This window comes from Novosphingobium mangrovisedimenti (assembly GCF_025153475.1).
Taxonomy (GTDB): domain Bacteria; phylum Pseudomonadota; class Alphaproteobacteria; order Sphingomonadales; family Sphingomonadaceae; genus Novosphingobium; species Novosphingobium mangrovi_A.
In genome coordinates, this window is the sequence record NZ_JANZXA010000011.1 from 1 (window position 1) to 20202 (window position 20202).

The following is a 20202-nucleotide window of genomic DNA, read 5'->3' on the forward strand; positions in this document are numbered from 1 at the left end:
GCTCGGGCAAGATCATGCGCCGCATCCTCAGGAAGATCGGCGAGAACGATTTCTCCAACCTCGGTGACACTTCCACACTTGCGGATCCCTCCGTCGTCGATAACCTCATCGCCAACAGGCCGCAGACGACGGCTTGATCGCCGCCGTCTGCGCTGCCTTCAGTCACTGGCTTCAGGTGCTGCGGCGGCTTCGACCTGGCGCATGACGCGCAGGATGTTGCTGCCCCAGATCTTGGTGACGTCCTCTCTGGTGTAACCGGCCTTGAGCAGGGCAGCGGTGATTTTCGGCAACCCGCTCACGTCTTCCAGGCCCACCACGCCGCCGCCACCGTCCCAGTCCATGCCGATGCCGACATGGTCCGGGCCGACCACTTTCAAGGCGTGGAGCAGGTGTTTCATGAAGTCGTCGAAGGTGGGTTTGTCGGTCTCGGGATACTTGATGTCGATCTCGCGGCGCCTGGCGTTCAGGGCCTCCTGCTGCGCGGCCGTCATGTCCGCATTGTCGCGCATATCGGAATAGAGCGCGCGCATCGCTTTCAGGCGTTCCGGGTTGGGCTTGCTCGCGCGCAGGTAGCCGCCGTAGCTGTTGATCTGGATGACCCCGCCCTTCGCCGCCAGCGCGCGCAGACGGTCATCATCGACATTGCGGGGATGGTCGTAGATCGCCTTGCAGCCCGAGTGCGACAGCACCACCGGCGTGGTCGATTTCGCGATGAGCTGATCGAGCACCTCGTCGCTGGAGTGCGAACCGTCGATGATCATGCCGAGCTTGTTGGCCTCTGCCAGCAGCTTTTCGCCCAGCGGGCTGAGACCGTGCCACTTGGGGCCATTGGGATCGGTAGAGCTGTCCGCGAACTGGTTGTTCATGAAGTGGGCAAAGCCGGTTTCGCGCACGCCCATCTTGTAGAACAGCTTGAGCATCGAGACGTCCTCGCCCAGCGGATAGGCGTTCTCGATGCTCATGTAGACGATGCGCTTGCCCTTGGCATGGATGCGGGCGGCGTCATCCGCCTTGAGCGCGAGTTCGAACTGATCGGGGTGCGACGCCACCATCAGCCGGATCGACATGCCGCGCATTACCGCGAAATCGCGAACCTTGGCATAGCTTGCCGTATCGATGGGCCCCTGCGGCGTGAAGATCGCCCAGAACCCGCCGTCGAACTGGCCCGCCTTCATGCGGGGCAGGTCGACCTGGGAATAGTCCTGGCGCACGTCATGCCAGTCCATGATCGACCAGCCTGGGCGGTCGACCGATTCCGGCGTGTCGAGATGCGTGTCGAGCGTGATCATCGCGTGCTGCATCGCGACGACCTCGGGGGACGCGGGGTCCCCCGAAGCGTTGTCGGATGCGTGCACGGCCTGCATCGGGAGCAGCAGAGCCGCTCCAGCCAGCAATCGAAGGGCACGTGTCTTCATGTGTTCAGTACTCCGCGGAAATCGTCAGCTGGAATGTACGGGGAGAAAGCGGACGGTACACCGCATAATTGGTGCCGATCGGATAGATGAACGACAGCACGTCCTTGTCGAAGATGTTGTCGACGTTGAGGCGCAGCTTCACCGTCTTGAGCGGCCCCACGTCGATGCCGTCGCCGAGATCGACGTACCCGCTGAACACGGCGTAGTCCTTCACCGCGAGCGCCCCCGTATTCTCCATGTCGGCATAGCGCTTGCTGGTGTACTTGCCCGAGATGTTGGCCACGAGCCAGCTGGCCGGCTCAAGCGTCACGCCGCCTGTAACCAGCCACTTCGGACTATCCGGAAGGTAGTTGTCCTTGATCGCCGTCCCCGTGGGCAGGTTGTCCTGGTACTTGGCGATATTGTAGGTGACGTTGAGGTTCGCGTAGGCAAGGCCGTCCAGGAACGCAGGCTTGTAGGTGCCGGTGAATTCCACGCCGTAGGCTTCGACGCTGCCAACGCTCTGGTAGTAACTCTCGGTCGCACCGGCGGAACCGGGCAGCAGGGTCGAGAGCTGCTGGATGCGGTCGTCGAACTTCGTGTAATACCCGGCCAGCGAGGCATAGAACTCGGGCTGGTTGGTGCGGACACCGAACTCGAAGTTCTTGGCGGTCTCCGGCTTGGGCGCGGGCACGAACCCGGCAGAGCTGGCCAGCGTGGTCGAGAAGATGTCGTCCATGCCCCGCGGGAAGGCCATGTTCTCCGCATAGGATGCGAAGATCTGCGAGCGTCCGTCCAGCTTGTAGAGCATGCCGAGCATTGGCAGGAAGCCATCGGTGTAGTCGGCGCTGCCAGTCTGCGGGCCGTAACCCGGTCCGGTCCCGATGTAGTAGTCGGCATAGTCGCGATAGCCCGACAGGCGATAATGCACGTCGAGCGCCTTGACCCCTGCAGTCAGCTCGAGCGTATCGTCGAGCAGCGACAGCGTGTCCTTGATGAAGAGCTGCGTCGTATCGCGCTGCGAGTGGTAGTCGCGGCGGAAATAGACAGTCTCGCCGGTCGGCGGACTGAGCGGCGAGCCGTCGGTCGTGTTCAGGCGCGCCTGGGTACGATGGTACTTGTCGACTTCCGCCCAGATGCCGGCTTCCAGCGTGTTGTTCTCCATTTCCCAGTGGAGGCTTGCGGTGAACCCGTAGCGGTCCCCGCCGACGCCGGACTTGCCGTACTGCATGCCCTTGGGCGCGGTGACCGGCAGGCCGGCGGCAAGCTGGGCGGTATAGAGCCCGAGGCTGTTGGCATAGTTGTCCGGCGATACGCCGTAGCCGTTCTTGTCCTCCCAATAGGCGGTGGTGTCCGCCCAGAAGTTGTCGGCGATGCCGCCATGGACGGTCAGGCCGTAGAGCTTGTCCTTTCGCACGTTGATGGCCTGGGCATAGGTGTACGAATAATTCGAGTTGGAATAGGCGATCCCCGGAACCGTCGGCTCGAAGCCGGGTGTGCCGGGTTCGGGCACGTCGATGTAGCCACGATAGCGGCCGGTCTTGCCGCCAAGGTCAGGAACGTCCGAAAGATAGGTCGACAGGCCGAGGAACGGCGAATCGTAGTCGAAGAAATCGTTCGCGACGAACTTGAAGCGTGCCCAGCTGTCCCCGCCCAGATCGGCATGGATCTGCGCTTCCCAGTGCTCGCGGTCGATCGTGCCGTAACCGCGCCACAAGTCGCTATCGAGCTTGGTCCGGCTGATATAGGCCTTGAAGGGCCCCACCCGGCCGGTGCTCAGGCGGATGAAGGTGCGCTTCATGTCGTCATCGCCGAAGCTCTGCGAGACGAACAGCCCAAGGTCGTCCTGCGGTTCAATCGAGCTGTAGGAGACGATCGGCCCCAGCGAGGCGTAGCTTGGCTGGCTGACATCGCCGGCACCGGGAGACGCCTGCACGACGCCGAGGTTTTCGTTGTCGACATAGCGGAACACCGGGCTCCCGCCGAATGCATCGGAGCGACCGAGCGGAATACCGTCGACCAGAAAACCGATCTGCGACAGGCCAAAAGCGCGCACCTGCACGCTGTTGCCGAACTCGTAGAGGCCCAGCGCGCCGTCCGTCTGGACGTTGAAGCCGGGCAATTGCTCGAGCATCTTGAGGCCGGAGACGCCCGAGGGCGCGGAAAGCAGGGCCTCGCGCGTGACGGCGACGGTATTCGTCACCTGGCCTTCGCCGATCGCTTCATCGGCTTGCGAAACGCGCCGGCCGGTGACCATGATGGCATCGGCATCGGCGGCGCTGTCCGCTGCGGCTTCATCTGCCATGGCAGGCGTGGCGCCGAGCACCATGGCCTGTGCCATGGCGAGGGCCGAAACGGACCGCATTGTCGTTTTGAACATCGCAATCATATGCAGGACTCCCTGTTGAGCGCTCTTGGGCGCAGGCAAGCCTCCGGCATCCCGGCAAGCACCCCCGCTTGCCGGCTCCCCTGAACTAGTCTTTTTTCTCAGTTACTTACGCGCCGTAGAATGCGCGCAGGACTTTGGCATAGCGCTGTACGTCCTCCATCTTTCCGGTGCTGACCCGGGACCATTGTTTCCATTTTCCGTAGGCGGGGCGAATATCGACCCTGGCCTCGGCCATGGCGCTGAACAGCGCGTCGGCGTCCGGGACCTTGACGTAGACGAAGTTGGTGTCGGACGGCAGCGCGGTGAGCCCGCAGCTTGTGATCGCTTCCATGATGGCTTCGCGGGCCTCGACGATGTGGCTTTTCGAATACCTGAGGAAAGCCGCGTCGTTATAGGAGGCGATACCGGCGGCCAGGCCCGCGGTATTGCCGCCGAAGCTCATCAGATAGCCGCGCAGGGTCTCGGCGATGGCCGGCGAGGTGAGGGCATAGCCCAGGCGCAGCCCCGCCATGCCGTAGATCTTCGAAAAGGTACGGGTGATGATAAGGTTCTCGCGCTCGGCGAGAAGGTCCACCATCGAGGTATACTCGGGCCTTGCGGTCAATTCCATGTAGGCTTCGTCGATGAGCACGGGGATCGCGGGATCGATCGAGCGGATGAAGGCGCGCAGTGCATCGCCATCGAGCGACATGGCCGTGGGGTTGTTGGGGTTGCAGATGTGCACCAGCCCGACGTCGGGTCCGATCGCGGCCTTCATTGCGGTAAGGTCCACTGCCATGTCCGCGCCCAGCGGCACGCGCTTGACCTTGGCGCCCTTGCGCGCGGCGTACTTGACCGTGGTGTCCCAGAACAGGTCCGGGCAGAGAATGGCCTTGTCCTCGGGCAGGGCCATGGCGGCGCAGATCAGGACTTCGGTCGAGCCCGAACTGAGCACGACATTCTCGACACCGAGCGAATAGCGCTCCGCAACCATGTCGAGCATCTTTCTGAGGCCGCGATCGGCATAGTACGCGCCTTTGGAGGCGTTCTGGGCAATGGCCTGTATCGCGGAGGGTGCGGGTCCGAAGGGATTCTCGTTGCGGCTGAGTTGGGCGATGCCCGCGGGCGGGCCGAAGACGTCGGCGGCCTCGGGGCCGAAGTCTGGGGTGGAGCCGGTAGCGGCAAAGGCGGTGCGGCCGGTTCCGGCGAAGGCCAGGGCGCTTCCGGCACCGGCACCTGCCAGCATGAGGCGGCGGGAAATCTCGATGGTCATTGCGCGGGTCCTTTCCTGTTCGGGGCGAGGGGGGCGTTCCGTTCACACGAGGCCATGGCGGATCATCATCGTTGCCACGAAGAGAAGGTAGATGCCGAAGATCGGGCTCAGCACGCCTGCCGGAAGCTTGTGTGCGGTGGCCGCGCCCAGCGGGGCCGAGATGACCGAGGTGCTGACGATCGCAAGCGCTGCGATCAGGTTGACGTAGCCGATCGAGCCCAGCGGCAGGTCGGGAGCGGACAGGCCGATCGCCATGAAGCCGATCGTGCCGGGCACCGCGATGATGAAGCCGACACCCGAAGCCGTCGCGATCGAACGGTGGATGGTCTTGCCGCACAAGGTCATGACGATGATCGCGATGGTGCCGCCGCCGATGCCCAGCAGCGAGGAAAAGGCGCCGAGGCCGCCGGCGATCCCGGCACGGACATAGCCGCCCGGCACTTCGTCGCGCAGGTGCTTGTCGCGCAGCACGGGGAACAGGAAGTGCAGCGCCATGAGCGCCACGCCAACGCCGAAGATCAGCGCCAGCACGCTGCCGGTAATGCGCGAGGCCAGCAGCACGCCGGCGCCGACCCCGATCACGATCCACGGAGCCCAGGCCTTGAGCAGGTCGAAATCCACCGCATCGCGCCGGGCATGGGCCTGCACCGAGCGCAACGACGTGATCATGATCGTCGCCAGCGAGGTGCCGATCGCGACATGGGCGATGGCATCGGTGCTGCCGCCCAGCAACGGCAGCATCACGAAGAGCACGGGCACGACGACGAAGCCGCCGCCGATGCCGAACAGGCCGGCCGCGAAGCCGGAAACCAGCCCTGCCACCAGCATCAGTGCGATGGGAAAGGCCCAGGTCATCAGGAACGCGCTCATGCCGCAAAGGTCCTGCGGGAGAGGGCGGGTATAAAAAGGCATGCACGCATGGGCATGGGTTCAGAATTCCCCGGTAAAGGTGAGTTGCACGGTACGGGGCGAGAGCGGGCGAAACGCCGCTTCTCCCGAGACTGTCGGAAAAATGAAGGAGAGCGTGTCGGCATCGAACAGGTTGTCGATATTGATGCGGGCATGGGCATTGCGCAGCGGTCCCAGCTCCGTCTCGCGCCCCAGTTCCACGTAGGCATCGACAATCCACTGGCCGCCGACGGACTGGGTATTGAGATAGTCGGCATAGCGCCTGGAGGTATACTTGGCCGTGATGCTGGTGAGCGCCCAAGGCGTGGGTTCCACCGTCACCGTGCCCGAGGCTATCCATAGCGCGCTGTCGGGAATGCGGTTGGAAGCAATTGCCGTGCCGTCGGGCAGGTCGTTCTGGAAGGTCGCGTCGTTGTACGTGAGGTTGGTCGTGAAATAGACCTTGTCGTCCAGTAGCGCGGGCTTGACCGAGGCCGACATTTCCAGCCCGTGCGCTTCGACCGCGCCGACGTTGCGGAAATAGGTTTCCATCGCGCCCGTGGTCCCCGGCACCGGCCCGGAGACCGGGCTGATCAGATTGGCGAAGCGCGTGTGGTAGAGCGTGGCCACGGCAAAGAAGCGCGGCTGGCTGGTGCGCAAGCCGATTTCCATATTGCGTGCCCGCTCCGCTTGCGGCTTCGGCGCGAAAGCGGCGGAAGCGGCAAAGGCGGTCGATGCGATCGTGTCCATCGCCTTGGGCAGGGCCATGGTCTCGGCATAGGAGGCGAACAGCTCGGTGCGCGTGTCCGGCATGCGATAGACGATGCCCGCGCTCGGTTCGAACCCGTCGAAATAGTGCGCCCGGCCTTTCGCCGCCCCCCACCCCGCGGAGCCGTCCGCGTGGGCGTAATCGTCGAAGTCGCGATAGCCATCGAGGCGATAGGAGATGTCCAGCCCCTTGAAGCCCAGCTCGAGCGTCAGCGGGCCTTGTCCCGGCGTCCAGCGGTCGCGCGCCCAGAACTGCACGGCGTCGCGGTGCGAGCGGTAGTTGCGCCGATAGTAGACGATCTCGTCCGCCAGCACGGCTCCGTCGGGGGCGCCGTCTGTCTTGTTGAGCCGGTATTGGCTGCGGTGATAGCGGTCGTTCTCGACCCACACCCCGGCATCGAACCGGTGATCGCCGCGCGTCGCTTCTGCATGAAGGACCACGCCCTGTCGTTGGCCGTCGACACCCGAGTAGCCCCACTGCAATCCGCGCGGGGCCGTGACGGACAGCCCCGCCGCGGCCTGCCGATCATGGTAGAGCAGGGAATTCTCGTAGGTGTCGGGAGAGACGCCGAAGCCGTGCTTGTCTTCCCGGTAGAGCGTGACCTCGGCAAATGCCGGCGCTTCTCCTTCGACATGGAGCGTGGCGCCGTAGAGCTTGTCGTTCCGGGCGTTGATCGCGTTGCCATAGTAGTAGGCGTGGTCCGGGTTGGAATAGCGCACCCCGGCGACGGTTTCCGGCAGGTCGGGAACGAAGCCGATGTAGCCCCGATCACGCCCCGTCCGGCCTCCCAGGTCGGGCGTGGCGGAGAGGTAATCGTCCCGGTAGAGGAACGGGGAATCGTAGTCGAAGAAGTCGTTTGCCGCGAACTTGAAGCGAAGCCAGGAATGCGCGGTCAGATCGGCAAGGATCTGTCCCTCCCAGTGCTTGCGGTCGATGGTGCCGGCACCGCGCCACAAGTCGCTGGAAAGCCGGGTATGGCTGACGTATCCGCGCAGTGGTCCGATGTCTCCGCTGCTCAGCCGCACGAAAGTGCGGCGCAACGCATCAGACCCGAACGACTGCGCGACGAAGACCCCGGCCTTGCGATCCGGTTCGATCGAGCGGTACGAGATCATCGGGCCCAGCGACGAATAGCTGGGCGTGCCGACATCGCCTGCGCCGGGCGATGCTTCGACGGCGGCAAGATTTTCGTTGTCGACGTAGCGGAAGACCGGGCTGCCGCCGAAGGCATCGGAGCGGCCGAGGGGAATGCCGTCCACCACGAAGCCTATCTGGTTGAGGTTGAAAGCCCGTGTTTGCACGCTGTTGCCGAATTCGTAGAGCCCGAGCGGTCCGTCGGTCTGGACGTTGAACCCGGGAAGGTACTCCAGCATCTTGAGGCCGGAGATCCCCGGAGGCGCCGACAGCAGCGCTTTGCGCGTCACGCCGGCCGAATGCCGGGCATGCCCCTCGCCGATCGCCTCGTCGGCCCTGGATATGCGCCGCCCGGTGACGAGAATGGGGCCGGCCGGCACGCTCCCGTCGGTCGGCGTCGCTTCCCGGGTGTTGGCGACATCCAGATCGGCCAGACGCAGCACCACGACATTGTCGCGCATGCTGGTGATCCGCAGCCGCGTGCCGGCAATCATGCATTCCAGCGCATGGCGCGTGGACATGCGCCCCTTCACCGCGTTCGAACGCAGCCCCTTCACATCGCGATAGGGAAACAGGATGCGCATGTCCGATTGCTCGGAAAAACGGTTGAGCGCCGTCTGCATCGCCTGAGCCTCTATTCCGAAGTCATGGACCTGCGCCTGATGCGCGGCGTCGGGCGCCTCGGCCATCACCAGCGGCGATAGCAGAAGAAGGAGCAAAGACTGTTCCGACCGCTGCAACCCGCGCCTCCGTGGGGGCCGTGTTCCCTTATCCCCCCAGAACGAAGCGCGGAGGCAAGTCCGCCATGCGCGGTTCAATTTTTTTCGCAATGCAGCGATCGGGTGCGGCATGCGCGTCACTATGTGGCAATTTAGCTGGACAGGCGAGCGGTGACGTGATGCAATGCAGCAATAAAAACGTCATGGAGAGGCTGGGCAGACGCAACCAAGGGGGTGGGGTTGGACGAAATCCGTGCGAAGCTGGACTGGTTCGAGGCCGTCGTACTGCCTCATCAGGCCGCGCTGCGCAGCCGTTTGAGCCGTATTCTGCGTTCCAGCCAGGATCTCGACGATACCGTCTCCGAAGTATTGACCAGAGCATGGTCGACGGCGGACTGGGGGCGCATCGATCATGGCCGCGCCTATCTGTTCAACATTGCCCGGAACCTCATCATCGACGAGGCCAGGCGCGACAAAATCGTCTCTTTCGAACAGATTGCAGACCTCGAATTGCTGCAGGCGCACACAAGCCTCGAATCGCAACTGGATGCGCGGGCGGAGCTGCGATGGCTGCAGGATTTCCTTCCGCAAATGCCGCGCCAGTGCCGGCGTGTATTTCACATGCGCCGCGTGCAGGAAAAATCGATGCGCGAAATAGCGGAAGAATTGTCGCTGTCCGTTTCTACAGTCGAGAAACATTTGGCCAAAGCGGTTCTCTTGGTTATGCGAGCGCGGTGGCAGCGCGAGGAAGGCGTTCTTGAGCGAACGGAAGCCGGATCGAAAGATGACAGAGGCAATCGAGGCGAAAGCTGCGAGCCTCGCTGTACGTCTTCCTGACGCCGGCGAGACCGAACGCGCCGAAATCATGGCATGGGTGGCGCAGAACCCCGCACACGCGGTTGCCTTCGCGCGCGCCGAGAGCGCCTGGAAAGACTGCGAACGCCTGAAGGCGCTGGGTTTCGACTTGCCCGAGGAAGACGACGGGATCGACGAGGTTTCCGTGCCGGTGGAGACGGGGAAGGGTCTGTCACGCCGGGGGGTCATTCTCTCGGGCATCGCGGCCCTCGCCATTGCCGCCGCGGTGCCGGCGGTGCGCATGCTCGGCCCGGAGACGCAGGACTTTTCGACACAGCGCGGCGAAGTGCGCGAAGTGCGTCTGGCCGACGGCAGCACGCTGCGCATCAACACCGATTCCAAAGTGGAAGTGGCCTTCTCCGACAAGCGCCGGCTTGTGCGTCTGCTGGAAGGCGAGGCATCCTTCGACGTGGCCCATGACAAGGCGCGCCCGTTCGACGTTGAGGCGGACGGGACCGTTACCCGCGCCGTCGGCACCCAGTTCACCGTTCGCCGCCGCGCGCACGAGGTCGAACTGACGGTGACCGAAGGCATCGTCTCGGTGCGTGACGGCACCGGACAGGAAGCGCGCATAGCCGCCGGTCACGGCGCTCAGATCAAGCCGGGCGCGATCGACGCTTCGGTGCTGGACAGCCGCACGATCGCGCGGCGCACCGCCTGGCGGGAGCGGATGCTGGAATTCGACGGACTGACGATCGGCGAGGCCGTGGCCGAGTTCAACCGCTATCGCCAGACGCCCATCGTGATCGCGGATCCCCGGATTGCATCATTGCGCGTGGGGGGACGCTTCGGGTTGTCCGAATCGGAACAGTTCCTCGACGCGCTCCAGTCGGGTTTCGGTGTGAGGGTGTCGAAGCGTGCGGACGGTGCGATGGAGATCGCCGAGCCGCACTGACGGCTGCGGCGACGTTCTCCTTCAGAACCCGCGCGCGCGCCCCTCGCGCCGGGGGTCGGCACCACCTTCGTAACCACCGTCCTTGACGATGATGGCCTGAAGTCCCGAATTCTCGCCGCGTGCGGTAGAAAGCGGCATGGCGCGCTCGGCCAGTGCCTGCATGATCGGCTGCGGGAAGGGGTCGGCGCTGTAGCGATCGCCACGGGCCACGAGATTGGGCAGCGCCACGGAGTCCTGCGGGCTCATCTTCCAGTCGAGCAGCGCGACCAGCACCTTGAGGTTGTAGGCCTGGATAGAGCTGCCGCCCGGCGAGCCTGCCGCCGCGACGAAACGCCCGTCCGGCGTCAGCACGATCGCGGGCGCCATGCTCGATCGCGGGCGCTTGCCGGGGGCCGGCGCATTGGCGGCGGGCGCACCGTCGCTGTCGTTCGGGGAAAACGAGAAGTCGGTGAGCTGGTTGTTGAGGAAGAACCCGTCGACCATGCGCCCCGATCCGAAGATGCTCTCGACCGTCGTCGTCATCGAGACGACGTTGCCTTGCGCATCGACGATCACGAAGTGGCTGGTGCCGCCGGGTTCCGCCGTCGCGTCGGGGCCGAACGCGGGGGCGCCCTCGGGCATGCCGAAGGTCACCGGCCCGGCCTTTTCGCCGATCAGTTCCGCGCGCTTCTTCAGGTAGGCGGGATCGAGCAGGCCCTCGACCGGAACCTGTACCTGGGCAGGATCACCGACGTAACGGTCGCGGTCGGCATAGGCCAGGCGGCTTGCCTGCGCGAACTCGAACCAGGCTTTTGCGTCGTCCGGGCCGCGCGTGCCGATGTCGGTCTGGTTCAGCACGCCGAGCGCGATCTGCAGCCCCGGCCCGCCCGACGGTGCCTGCGGCGTGCACACGACATAGATGCGGTAGGGCCTGCACAGGGCCGATTGCCGGATCGGGCGGTAGGCCGCGAGATCGGCCAGCGTCAGCGTGGAGGGGCGCGGCCCCTCGTGCACGCGATCGACGATGTCCTGCGCCACCGGGCCGGTCAGCAGGCCCGAGGCCCCGAACTTGGCGATGCGCTGCAGCGTGCGCGCATAGGCGGGATTCTTCAGCCTGTCGCCAGCGACATAGGGCGTGCCGTCGGCCTTGGTGAAATAACGCTTCGCATCGGGTGCCGATGGCTGCGGTACCTGTTTCAGCGCGATCATCCCGGCCAGGCGCGGGCTGACGATGAAACCGTCTTCGGCCAGCTTCTCGGCCGGCTTGAGCAGGCCGGCCCAGGGCAGCTTCCCGTGATCGCGATGGGCCATGTCGAGCATCGCCACGGCGCCCGGGACCCCGGTGGAAATGCCGCCCAGCACGGCATCGAAGAAAGGCAGGGGCTTGCCGTCATCGCCCATGAACAGGCGTCCGGTCGCTCCCATCGGCGCCTTCTCGCGTCCGTCGTAGGCCGTGACCTTGCGGGAGGCTGCATCGTAGTAGACCATGAAGGCGCCGCCACCGAGCCCTGAGCTTTGCGGCTCCACCAGACCCAGCACGGCCTGGATCGCCACCGCCGCATCGACGGCCGATCCGCCCGCCTTGAGCACATCGACGCCGACCTGCGTTGCCAGCGGATTGGCCGCAGCGACCATCGCGTGGCGCGCATAGCCCGACTGATCGACGGTCTGCGGGGCAGTTGCTTCCGCCCGCACCGGCGCCGCGCCCGGCCCGCCACCACCCGTTGCGACAAGCGCCAACGCCGTGACGCCGACAAGCAAGAACAGGCGGCGCAGGGGTTTTTTCCGTGTTTGCAGCATGATCGCATAGAGGCATGCTTCGCGCCGGATGGCAAGCCGGCGCTGCCGTGTCCGTGCCGATTATGCTGCTTTTGCGAACAACGCCCCTCGCTATCCGGGACGAACCGGTGGTCGCGCTCATTGTGCGAGCACATGCTAATGCATGCCTACGCGCTTTTGGACATCTCGGTGGGCAAGTCTGGCTTCAAACCACTCTTTTCCGGAGAGGAAAGAGTGGTGCCCGGGGGCGGAATCGAACCACCGACACCATGATTTTCAGTCATGTGCTCTACCAACTGAGCTACCCGGGCATCGCTTCGTGCTGCAGTCCGTAGGGACCGGCGAGCGGCTGGTTGCGGGCCTATGGCGAAGCGCGGCCGGCTTGGCAACCCCCTAATCGAGAGGAAATTCAATCCTCCTGTGAAATGTCGGGAAAGCTCGGCGGGCCGGGCAGGGCATATCCGTCGTCGAGCCATTTCAGCAGGTCGCGGTCGCGGCAGCGTTTGGAGCAGAACGGCGTGTGTTCGTTACTGCGCGGCTTGCCGCAGATGGGGCATTTTCGAGGAGAGCGGGTCATGACGCGACGGCCTGCGCGAATCCGCCGGCGAGTGCAAGCGTGCGATCTTCCTGCCAGCGCAGCGTGCGGCCCGTCCGGCGCGCAAGCTCGTCGGCCCATTGCGGGGTCACGGCCGCATGCACCGCCGGATGCGCGGTAAGCAGCAGCACGCCGGGCTCGGCAACATTTTCCGCCTGGCGCAGCAGCAGGCGCGCAGCGCCGCCGGCAGGGTCGCTGCGCAAGCGCTGGAGAATCGAGGGGCGCTCAAGGCGCGTGACGAGCTGGACGAAGCCGAATCCGTTCATGGCGGTACGCTGGTGCGGCCAGTGGGCGAGGACGGCGGCGAGGGCTTCGTCAACCGCGCGCCGGTCGTCCTTGCGCTCCAGCGTGGGGAAATCGATGCCGATCGAGCCGGCGAGGTCGAACAGGCCGACAGCCCTGCCGATTGCGGGAACCGCGGCCAGCGCCAGCGCGCGCGGGGGCAGGGCACCGTCGATGTCGATGAGCGTCATTGCCGGGGTCGGCGTGACGACGAGGGCGCCGCCATCGAACGCAAGCACGCCGTCGAGCGCTTCCGCGGCGATTTCAGGCCAGGGATCGTCGGCAAAGCGCCGCACGATCCGGACCGGCGCGCCTTCGCGCCTGAGGGCCTCTGCGAGGGAGGGCGCAGGGCGGACGGGGCGGTCGCAGGCACGGGCCTGCGCGCGCTTGTAGCGCCCGGTCTCGGCCATAGCGGCGCGGGAGACCTCGACGCGCACCGCCGCGCCTTCGCTGGCCGAGGCGGGCAGGCCATCCACCAGCGCTTCCTCGCCCGATGCGAAGCGTGCCGTGCCGCGCGATGAACCGGCCCGGCGGGATACGAGCACGGCATCCGAGATCTGGCCGGCGGCCAGGCGGCCGGGCCAGTCGATGCGGGCGGCGAGGACTTCTCCGTTCTCGACCAGCACGGCGCGGCTCTCGCCGATGCCTTCCTCGACGAGCCATTCCGCCATGGGCCGCTCAGGCAATCGCGAAGCCTGCTGCCTTGAGCAGGGCGCGGGTTTCGAACAAGGGCAGCCCGACGACGCCCGAATGGCTGCCCGATATCCAGGCGATCAGGCCTTCGGCGCTGCCCTGGATGGCATAGCCGCCTGCCTTGCCGTCCCACTCGCCGCCGGCGATGTAGGCTTCGATTTCTTCGCCGGACAGCGGCTTGAAGCGCACCACGGTTTCGGACAGGCGCTCTCGCAGCGATCCGTCGGGTGCACGCAGGGCAATGGCAGACAGGACGCGGTGGCGCCGGCCGGAAAGCAGACTGAGACAGGCGCGCGCCGTCGTCTCGTCCTCGGCCTTGGGCAGGATGCGCCGGCCGCAGGCGACGACGGTGTCCCCCGCCAGCACGAAGGCATCGTTCACGCAGACGGCGAGCGCCTTTTCACGCGCCATGCGGCGGGCATAGTCGCGCGGAAGTTCGCGCGGAGCCGGTGTCTCGTCGATGTCGGCGGCCTGGATGGCGGCCGGGCTCAGTCCCAGGCGCGAAAGCAGTTCGCGGCGGCGCGGGCTGGCCGAAGCCAGCACCAGCCGGGGCTCGGAGCTGCAGGCGATAGCGTCCCCTGGCGGGGGCAGGGCCTCAGTACTGACCGGGGCCACCGCGGCCGGGCATGAAGCGGTAGGTGATGCGCCCCTTGGTGAGGTCGTAGGGCGTCAGTTCGACGAGCACTTCGTCACCCACCAGCACGCGGATGCGGTTCTTGCGCATCTTGCCGGCGGTGTGACCGAGGATCTCGTGGCCGTTTTCCAGCTCTACGCGGAACATCGCGTTGGGCAGCAGTTCAACCACCCGTCCGCGCATTTCGAGGAGTTCTTCTTTCGCCATCGGCGATCAATATCCGTTGTTCAGCTGTGTCATAGCGGCGCGCCATAGCCACCGCGGGACGAAAATGGAAGACTCGGCGGTTCATCGTTGCGCAAGATCCCTGCGACAAAATGTTACCCGGGCCCCGCTTGCCCGAAAAACCGGAGAACGGCATCAGCGCAATCGGGACGGGAGCTGCTTGATCACGCTGGAGATTCAGTTTGCGTTCCTTGCCGTTCATCAGTCTTGCAACCTGCCTTTGCGCCCCGGTACCGGTGATGGCGCAGGACGGTTCCATTCCGATCCTCGACGACAGTGAAGCCGGTGAAGAACTGGAAGTTCATGGCAACGAAATCCTGGTTCTGGCCCCGCGCGTGCTGGGGCAGCTCGACATCCCCCAGCAGCCGATAGAAGTCTTCGACGAAGAAGACATCGCCTCGTACGGCGCCAATTCGATCGAGGAGCTGCTCGAGGCGATTTCGCCCCAGACGAACAGCGGCCGCGGGCGTGGCGACGGCAGGCCGGTCATGTTGCTCAACGGCCAGCGCATCACCAGCTTTCGCGAGATGCGCCGCATTCCCCCCGAAGCGATCCGGCGCATGGAGGTGCTGCCCGAGGAAGTGGCGCTGCGTTTCGGCTATCCGGCGAACCAGCGCGTGGTGAACATCATCCTCAAGGACCAGTTCGCGGCTATGACCGGCGCCGGCGAGTACAATCGCCCCACGCGCGGTGGCTACGACAACTACGAACTGGAAGCCGGGCTGTTCAAGATTGCCGGCCCGCGGCGCTACAACGTCACGGCCAAGGTCGACGAGACGACGATGCTGACCGAGGCCGAACGCAACGTGCGGCAGCAGGACGGCAACATTCCGGACGTGGCCGGCGATCCCGATCCCGCCCGCTACCGCAGCCTCGCCGATGCCGAACGCGAAGTCTCGCTCGAAGGCACCATGACGCAGGGGCTGGGCGATAACGGGCTTGCCGGTTCGCTGACCGCGAGTGGCGGCTACACGCATACGCGGAGCAGGTCGCTGTCCGGGCTCGACATGGTCACGCTCAGCTACGACGGGCAAAGCGCGCTGCGCTCCTTGCCCGATCCGCTGACAACGCGCATCACCACCGACGCGTTCGAGGCGGGGTTGGGATACAACAAGATGCTGGGCGACTGGCAGCTCAGCACGACCTTCGATGGCAGCTATACGAAGACGCTGACGCGCGTCGACAGGCGCAGGGACGTGTCCGCGCTGGAGGATGCCGCCGCGGCCGGGGAGCTGGCGATAGACGGCGCGCTGCCGGTCGTTCCCGGCGCGGGCGTGGACGAGGCACGCAACCGCGCGCTTTCGATGACCAGTCTGGCAACGCTATCGGGCGCGCCGTTCCGCATGCCGGCCGGCGATGCCAGCCTGACGCTGAACGCGGGCTACAATTTCGACCGGACCCGCAGCGAGGATACCCGCAACACGCTCGGCACCGTCAAGCTGAAGCGCGGCGATCTGCAGGGCGGCCTCAACCTGGCGCTGCCGCTGACCAGCAGAGGCGAGGACTTCCTCGGCGCGGTGGGCGATCTCACGCTCAATCTCAGCGGGGGTCTCGATCGCCTTTCCGATTTCGGTACGCTGACCGACTGGAGCGCGGGGGTCACATGGTCTCCGGTCGAAACGCTTACGTTCCAGGCCAGCTATCTTGTCAATCAGGCGGCGCCGTCGCTCTCGCAACTGGGGGCGCCGACGATCCTGACCTACAACGTCCCGGTCTACGACTTCGCCAATGCGACGACGGCGCTGGTCACCGTCACCAGCGGGGGCAATCCCGATCTGGTCAAGGAAAAGCAGCGCGACATCAAGCTGTCCGCGACGTGGAACCTCCCGTTCCTCGACCGCTCGAACCTCGTCGTCGAATATTTCCGCAACCGTTCGAGCAACGTGACGCAGTCGTTCCCGCTGCTGACGCCCGCGATCGAGGCTGCGTTTCCCGATCGCATCACCCGCGATGGCGACGGCAACCTCGTCGCCATCGACCGGCGGGCGGTCACGTACGACGAGGTGTCCAGTTCGCGCGTGCGCTGGGGGATCAACCTTTCGGGCAATCTGGGCAGCAGTTCGGATGCCGCGCGCCCGGGACCGGGCGGAGCGGCACCGGCACCGGCGCCGGCGGCTTCGCCGCGCCCCGGAGCGGATGCGCCTTCGCAGCGACGGTTCGACCCGGAACGGTTCGCGCGGATGCGCGAGGCGCTCTGCGGCGAAGGGACGCCCGATCTTGCATCGCTGCCCGAACGGATGGCCGAGCGCCTGCGCGGGGCGGACGGCAAGATCGATCCCGAGCGCCTTGCCGCCGCGCGTGCGCGCATGTGCACTGCCGACGGCGTGCCGCCGCCGCCAGGAGCAAGGCCGGAACGGGGAGCACCCGAGGGTGCCGCTCCCGGCGAACGGCGGGCCTCGTCGGGTCCGGGCGCGGGTGGTCCCTCTCCGACCGGGGGCATGCGCCGCCCGCGCGGCGGACGCTGGCACATGGCGATCTATCACACCTGGCGCTTCACCGATCGCGTGCGCATCGCCGAGGGCGTGCCCGTGCTCAACCAGCTGGCGGGCGATGCCATTACCTCCGGAGGCGTGCCGCGTCACGCGATCGAGGCCGAGGGCGGGGTGTTCAAGAATGGCTACGGCCTGCGTTTCAATGCCGAATGGGACGCCCCGGCACGGGTCAACGGCACCGGCCTGCCCGGCAGTTCGGACCTGCGCTTCGGCAGCACCTTCAGGATCGACATGCGCCTTTTCGCCGATCTCGGCAGCAACGAGAACCTCGTTGAGAAAGTTCCGTTCCTGAAGGGATCGCGCCTGGCGTTCACCGTCGACAACCTGCTGGATTCGCGCCAGAAGGTCACCGACGAGAACGGCGAGGTGCCGATTGCCTATCAAGCCGCCTTCCGCGAGCCGCAGGGGCGCGTGATCGGCATCGACTTCCGCAAGATGTTCTGAGGATGACTGAAGGTGCGGGGCTACCGGTCCCGCGCCTCATGTCCTATCTGCACTGGCATGGCGCGTACACCTGCCGGAACTCCAGACTACCCCAAGGGGCTCGAACGCTTCAACGAGGAGCGGGCGACCTCGACCGTGCGCGGCTCGGAACAACCCGACCTGCAGGCCGGTGCCGAAGTGATCCGCGACACCGTGCGCACGCTGCCGACCCGGCCCGGGGTCTACCGCATGCAGGATGCGCGCGGCGATGTGCTCTATGTCGGCAAGGCGCGGGTGCTGAGGAACCGCGTGGCCAACTACGTGCAGTGGGACAAGCTGCCGATCCGGCTGCAGCGCATGGTCAGCCAGACGCGCTCGATGACGATCGTCACGACCAATTCGGAGGCCGAGGCGCTGCTGCTCGAAGCGCAGCTGATCAAGCGTTTCCGGCCGCCGTACAACGTGCTGCTGCGCGACGACAAGTCGTTCCCCTTCATCCTGCTGCGCGCCGACCATGCCTTCCCGCGCATCACGAAGCATCGCGGCGCGCGCAAGGCCAAGGGCAACTACTATGGCCCCTTCGCCAGCGCGGGTTCGGTCAACACCACGATCAACGCGCTGCAGAAGCTGTTCCTGCTGAGAAGCTGCACCGACAGCTTCTTTTCGCGGCGCGACCGGCCCTGCCTGCTCTACCAGATCAAGCGCTGCTCGGCCCCTTGCGTGGGGCGCATCGACGAGGCGGGCTATGCCGAACTGGTGCAGGAGGCGAAGGACTTCCTCGGGGGCAAGTCCAACGCCGTCCAGCGCAAGATCGAAAGCCAGATGGCCGAGGCCGCCGAAGCGCTCGATTTCGAACGCGCGGCCATGCTGCGTGACCGGCTGCGCGCGGCTACGTTCATCCAGGGCAGCCAGGCGATCAATGCCGAGGGTCTCGACAGCGCCGACATCTTCGCGATGGCGGCGAAGAACGGGCAGATCGGTGTGCAGGCCTTCTTCATCCGCGGCGGCCAGAACTGGGGGCACCGCGCTTTCTTCCCGACGCACACCGAAGGACTGAGCGAGGAAGAGGTGCTGCAGAGCTTCCTTACCCAGTTCTACGAGGAGGTGCCGCCCGCGCGCCTGATCCTCGTCGACCGCGAAATTCCCGAAAGCGACCTGCTGTGCGAGGCCTTTCGCGAAGTGGCGGGCGCCAAGGTGGAAATCTCGGTTCCCCAGCGCGGCGCCCGGCGCAGGCTGGTCGAACAGGCCACGCGCAATGCCGTGGAAGCGCTCGACCGGCGTCTGGCCGAGCGGGGCACGCAGGCGAAGATCATGCGCGAAATGACCGAGTTTCTCGAACTGCCCGAAGTGCCGCAGCGGATCGAGATCTACGACAACTCGCATATCCAGGGCACCAAGGCGCTCGGGGCGATGGTCGTGGCCGGCCCGGAAGGGTTCGTCAGGAACCAGTACCGCAAGTTCAACATCAAGACCGCCCAGACCAACGACGATTTCGCGATGATGCGCGAGGTCATGACGCGCCGCTTCGGGCGCGCGCAGGAGGAAGATCCCGAGCGCGAGAGCGGGACATGGCCCGATCTTGTCCTGATCGACGGCGGCAAGGGGCAGATGAGCGCGGTGAAGGACGCGCTCGAGGAACTCGGCATCGAGGATGTCAACCTCATCGCCATCGCCAAGGGCCCGCACCACGGGCGCGAGGGGCGCGAGGTGTTCCACTTCCCCGACGGGCGCGAGAAGATGCTGCCGGTCAATTCACCGGTGCTGTTCCACCTCCAGCGGCTGCGCGACGAGGTGCACCGCTTCGCCATCGGCGCGCACCGGGCCAAGCGCAGCCGCGCGATTACCGCCAGCCCGCTGGACGAGATTCCCGGTATCGGGCCCGCGCGCAAGCGCGCGCTGCTGCTGCATTTCGGAACGGCGGGCAAGGTTCGCGCCGCCAGTCTGGAGGACTTGCAGCGTGCGCCGGGCGTAAGCGCGGCGGTGGCCCAGACCATATACGATTTCTACCACCCGAGCGGGTGAGGGACACGAAGCGGGGCGCCGCCGGGGTCGGGTCTGCGCCGCCCGGCTTCGTGCCGTCGGGTTATTTCAGGACGGCCTCGCGGAGCACCATGTCTCCCAGCACCGTGCGGATCGAGCTGCGGGCGGCCTGTTCCTTGTTGGCCGTGCTCATGGAGCCCCAGATCTTCTGGCCGACGGCGTATTCCTCGGCGGTCGAATGGTCGAAGGCGGCCATGTTCGCATATTTGGTGGCGAGGATGATGTCGGGCTCGCCCTTGCGCGGATCGGCGACCAGCAGAACCTTGTAGTCGAGGATGTAGCCTTCCTTCTTCAGGGCTTCCTGCTGTTCCTTCCAGGGCCCGGCAAGCCACGACATATAGTCGTCGAAGTGACCGTCGACGGTCTTGATCTGGCCGAAATCCCAGACCGGGCCCTTATCGTAGGACGGCCCTTGGTCCGCGGCCATTGCCGGGGCTGCCATCAGGCTCAGAGCCATGACCATGAGTTTGCCGTATCGCATAGATTCGCTCCCTCTCCACCGAACGCGATCGGCGGCGCGTTCGAACCGCACCAAAGGACGACAATAACGATGATCCGAAAATGCCCGTATATCCTTCAGATAAGCAAGGCGTAGTCCGTTATATAAAAATGAACAACCTTCCCTTTTTTACATTTAGTGTCTTTGGATTTGTATCGTATTTTCAAACAATTGATTTATATCCAGCACATCTGATGAATTTATTTAAATATCCGTGGGTTGCATTGGCATCTTACGCTGGGAGATGGAGCGGGCCCGCGCGGCAA

15 protein-coding genes and 1 tRNA gene are annotated in these 20202 nt (G+C 65.4%); 4 read left to right on the forward strand and 12 right to left on the reverse strand.

The features are described 5' to 3' along the window. Window positions 1-158: 158 nt before the first annotated feature. From NZK81_RS15380 to NZK81_RS15400, 5 genes are all read right to left on the reverse strand, one after another. Entirely contained in the window at window positions 159-1415 is a 1257-nt protein-coding gene (locus NZK81_RS15380; RefSeq protein ID WP_260046965.1) for a dipeptidase, read from the reverse strand. Window positions 1416-1419: 4 nt separating this feature from the next. Continuing rightward, a complete protein-coding gene (locus tag NZK81_RS15385) occupies window positions 1420-3759 on the reverse strand; it encodes a TonB-dependent receptor (protein ID WP_419181699.1) in 2340 nt (779 codons plus the stop codon). A gap of 130 nt (window positions 3760-3889) precedes the next feature. Beyond that, entirely contained in the window at window positions 3890-5035 is a 1146-nt protein-coding gene (locus NZK81_RS15390) for a pyridoxal phosphate-dependent aminotransferase (RefSeq protein WP_260046967.1), read from the reverse strand. 42 nt (window positions 5036-5077) lie between these two features. Further along, a complete protein-coding gene (locus NZK81_RS15395) occupies window positions 5078-5905 on the reverse strand; it encodes a sulfite exporter TauE/SafE family protein (protein WP_260046968.1) in 828 nt (275 codons plus the stop codon). Window positions 5906-5965: 60 nt separating this feature from the next. Beyond that, window positions 5966-8545: a TonB-dependent receptor gene (locus NZK81_RS15400; RefSeq protein ID WP_260046969.1), complete on the reverse strand. Its 2580-nt coding sequence runs from the start codon at window positions 8543-8545 to the stop codon at window positions 5966-5968. A 234-nt stretch (window positions 8546-8779) separates the two neighbouring features. Between NZK81_RS15400 and NZK81_RS15405 the strand changes: the two genes are divergently transcribed. Then, the gene (locus NZK81_RS15405) at window positions 8780-9382 is read left to right on the forward strand and encodes an RNA polymerase sigma factor (protein ID WP_419181693.1); all 603 of its coding nucleotides are present in this window, start codon (window positions 8780-8782) and stop codon (window positions 9380-9382) included. Continuing rightward, entirely contained in the window at window positions 9330-10295 is a 966-nt protein-coding gene (locus NZK81_RS15410) for a FecR family protein (protein ID WP_260046971.1), read from the forward strand. Before NZK81_RS15405 ends, NZK81_RS15410 begins: the two co-directional genes overlap by 53 nt. A gap of 21 nt (window positions 10296-10316) precedes the next feature. Here the strand turns inward: NZK81_RS15410 and ggt are convergent, their stop codons facing one another. The 6 genes from ggt to infA all read right to left on the reverse strand — a co-directional run bounded on the left by ggt (window position 10317) and on the right by infA (window position 14464). After that, window positions 10317-12074 (reverse strand): gamma-glutamyltransferase, encoded by a 1758-nt coding sequence (gene ggt / locus NZK81_RS15415; RefSeq protein ID WP_419181694.1) that lies wholly within the window; start codon window positions 12072-12074, stop codon window positions 10317-10319. A gap of 214 nt (window positions 12075-12288) precedes the next feature. Beyond that, window positions 12289-12364, reverse strand: a tRNA-Phe gene (locus NZK81_RS15420). 98 nt (window positions 12365-12462) lie between these two features. After that, window positions 12463-12630, reverse strand: coding sequence for a DNA gyrase inhibitor YacG (yacG, locus tag NZK81_RS15425; RefSeq protein ID WP_260046972.1), 168 nt, complete (start codon window positions 12628-12630; stop codon window positions 12463-12465). Further along, window positions 12627-13601 (reverse strand): ribonuclease E/G family protein, encoded by a 975-nt coding sequence (locus NZK81_RS15430; RefSeq protein ID WP_260047098.1) that lies wholly within the window; start codon window positions 13599-13601, stop codon window positions 12627-12629. Before NZK81_RS15430 ends, yacG begins: the two co-directional genes overlap by 4 nt. A gap of 7 nt (window positions 13602-13608) precedes the next feature. Further along, a complete protein-coding gene (locus NZK81_RS15435) occupies window positions 13609-14163 on the reverse strand; it encodes a Maf family protein (RefSeq protein WP_260047099.1) in 555 nt (184 codons plus the stop codon). A gap of 55 nt (window positions 14164-14218) precedes the next feature. Further along, on the reverse strand, window positions 14219-14464 hold the full coding sequence (gene infA / locus NZK81_RS15440; protein WP_007014967.1) for a translation initiation factor IF-1: 246 nt from the start codon (window positions 14462-14464) through the stop codon (window positions 14219-14221). A gap of 200 nt (window positions 14465-14664) precedes the next feature. Here infA and NZK81_RS15445 point away from each other — a divergent pair, with 200 nt between their 5' ends. Then, a complete protein-coding gene (locus NZK81_RS15445; RefSeq protein WP_260046973.1) occupies window positions 14665-17418 on the forward strand; it encodes a TonB-dependent receptor plug domain-containing protein in 2754 nt (917 codons plus the stop codon). A gap of 57 nt (window positions 17419-17475) precedes the next feature. After that, window positions 17476-19419 carry an excinuclease ABC subunit UvrC gene (uvrC, locus tag NZK81_RS15450; RefSeq protein ID WP_260046974.1) on the forward strand — a complete coding sequence of 648 codons (1944 nt, stop codon included), beginning with the start codon at window positions 17476-17478 and terminating at the stop codon, window positions 19417-19419. Window positions 19420-19480: 61 nt separating this feature from the next. Here uvrC and NZK81_RS15455 read toward each other — a convergent pair whose 3' ends face one another. Then, window positions 19481-19918, reverse strand: coding sequence for a hypothetical protein (locus NZK81_RS15455; RefSeq protein WP_260046975.1), 438 nt, complete (start codon window positions 19916-19918; stop codon window positions 19481-19483). Between the last annotated feature and the right edge of the window lie 284 nt (window positions 19919-20202).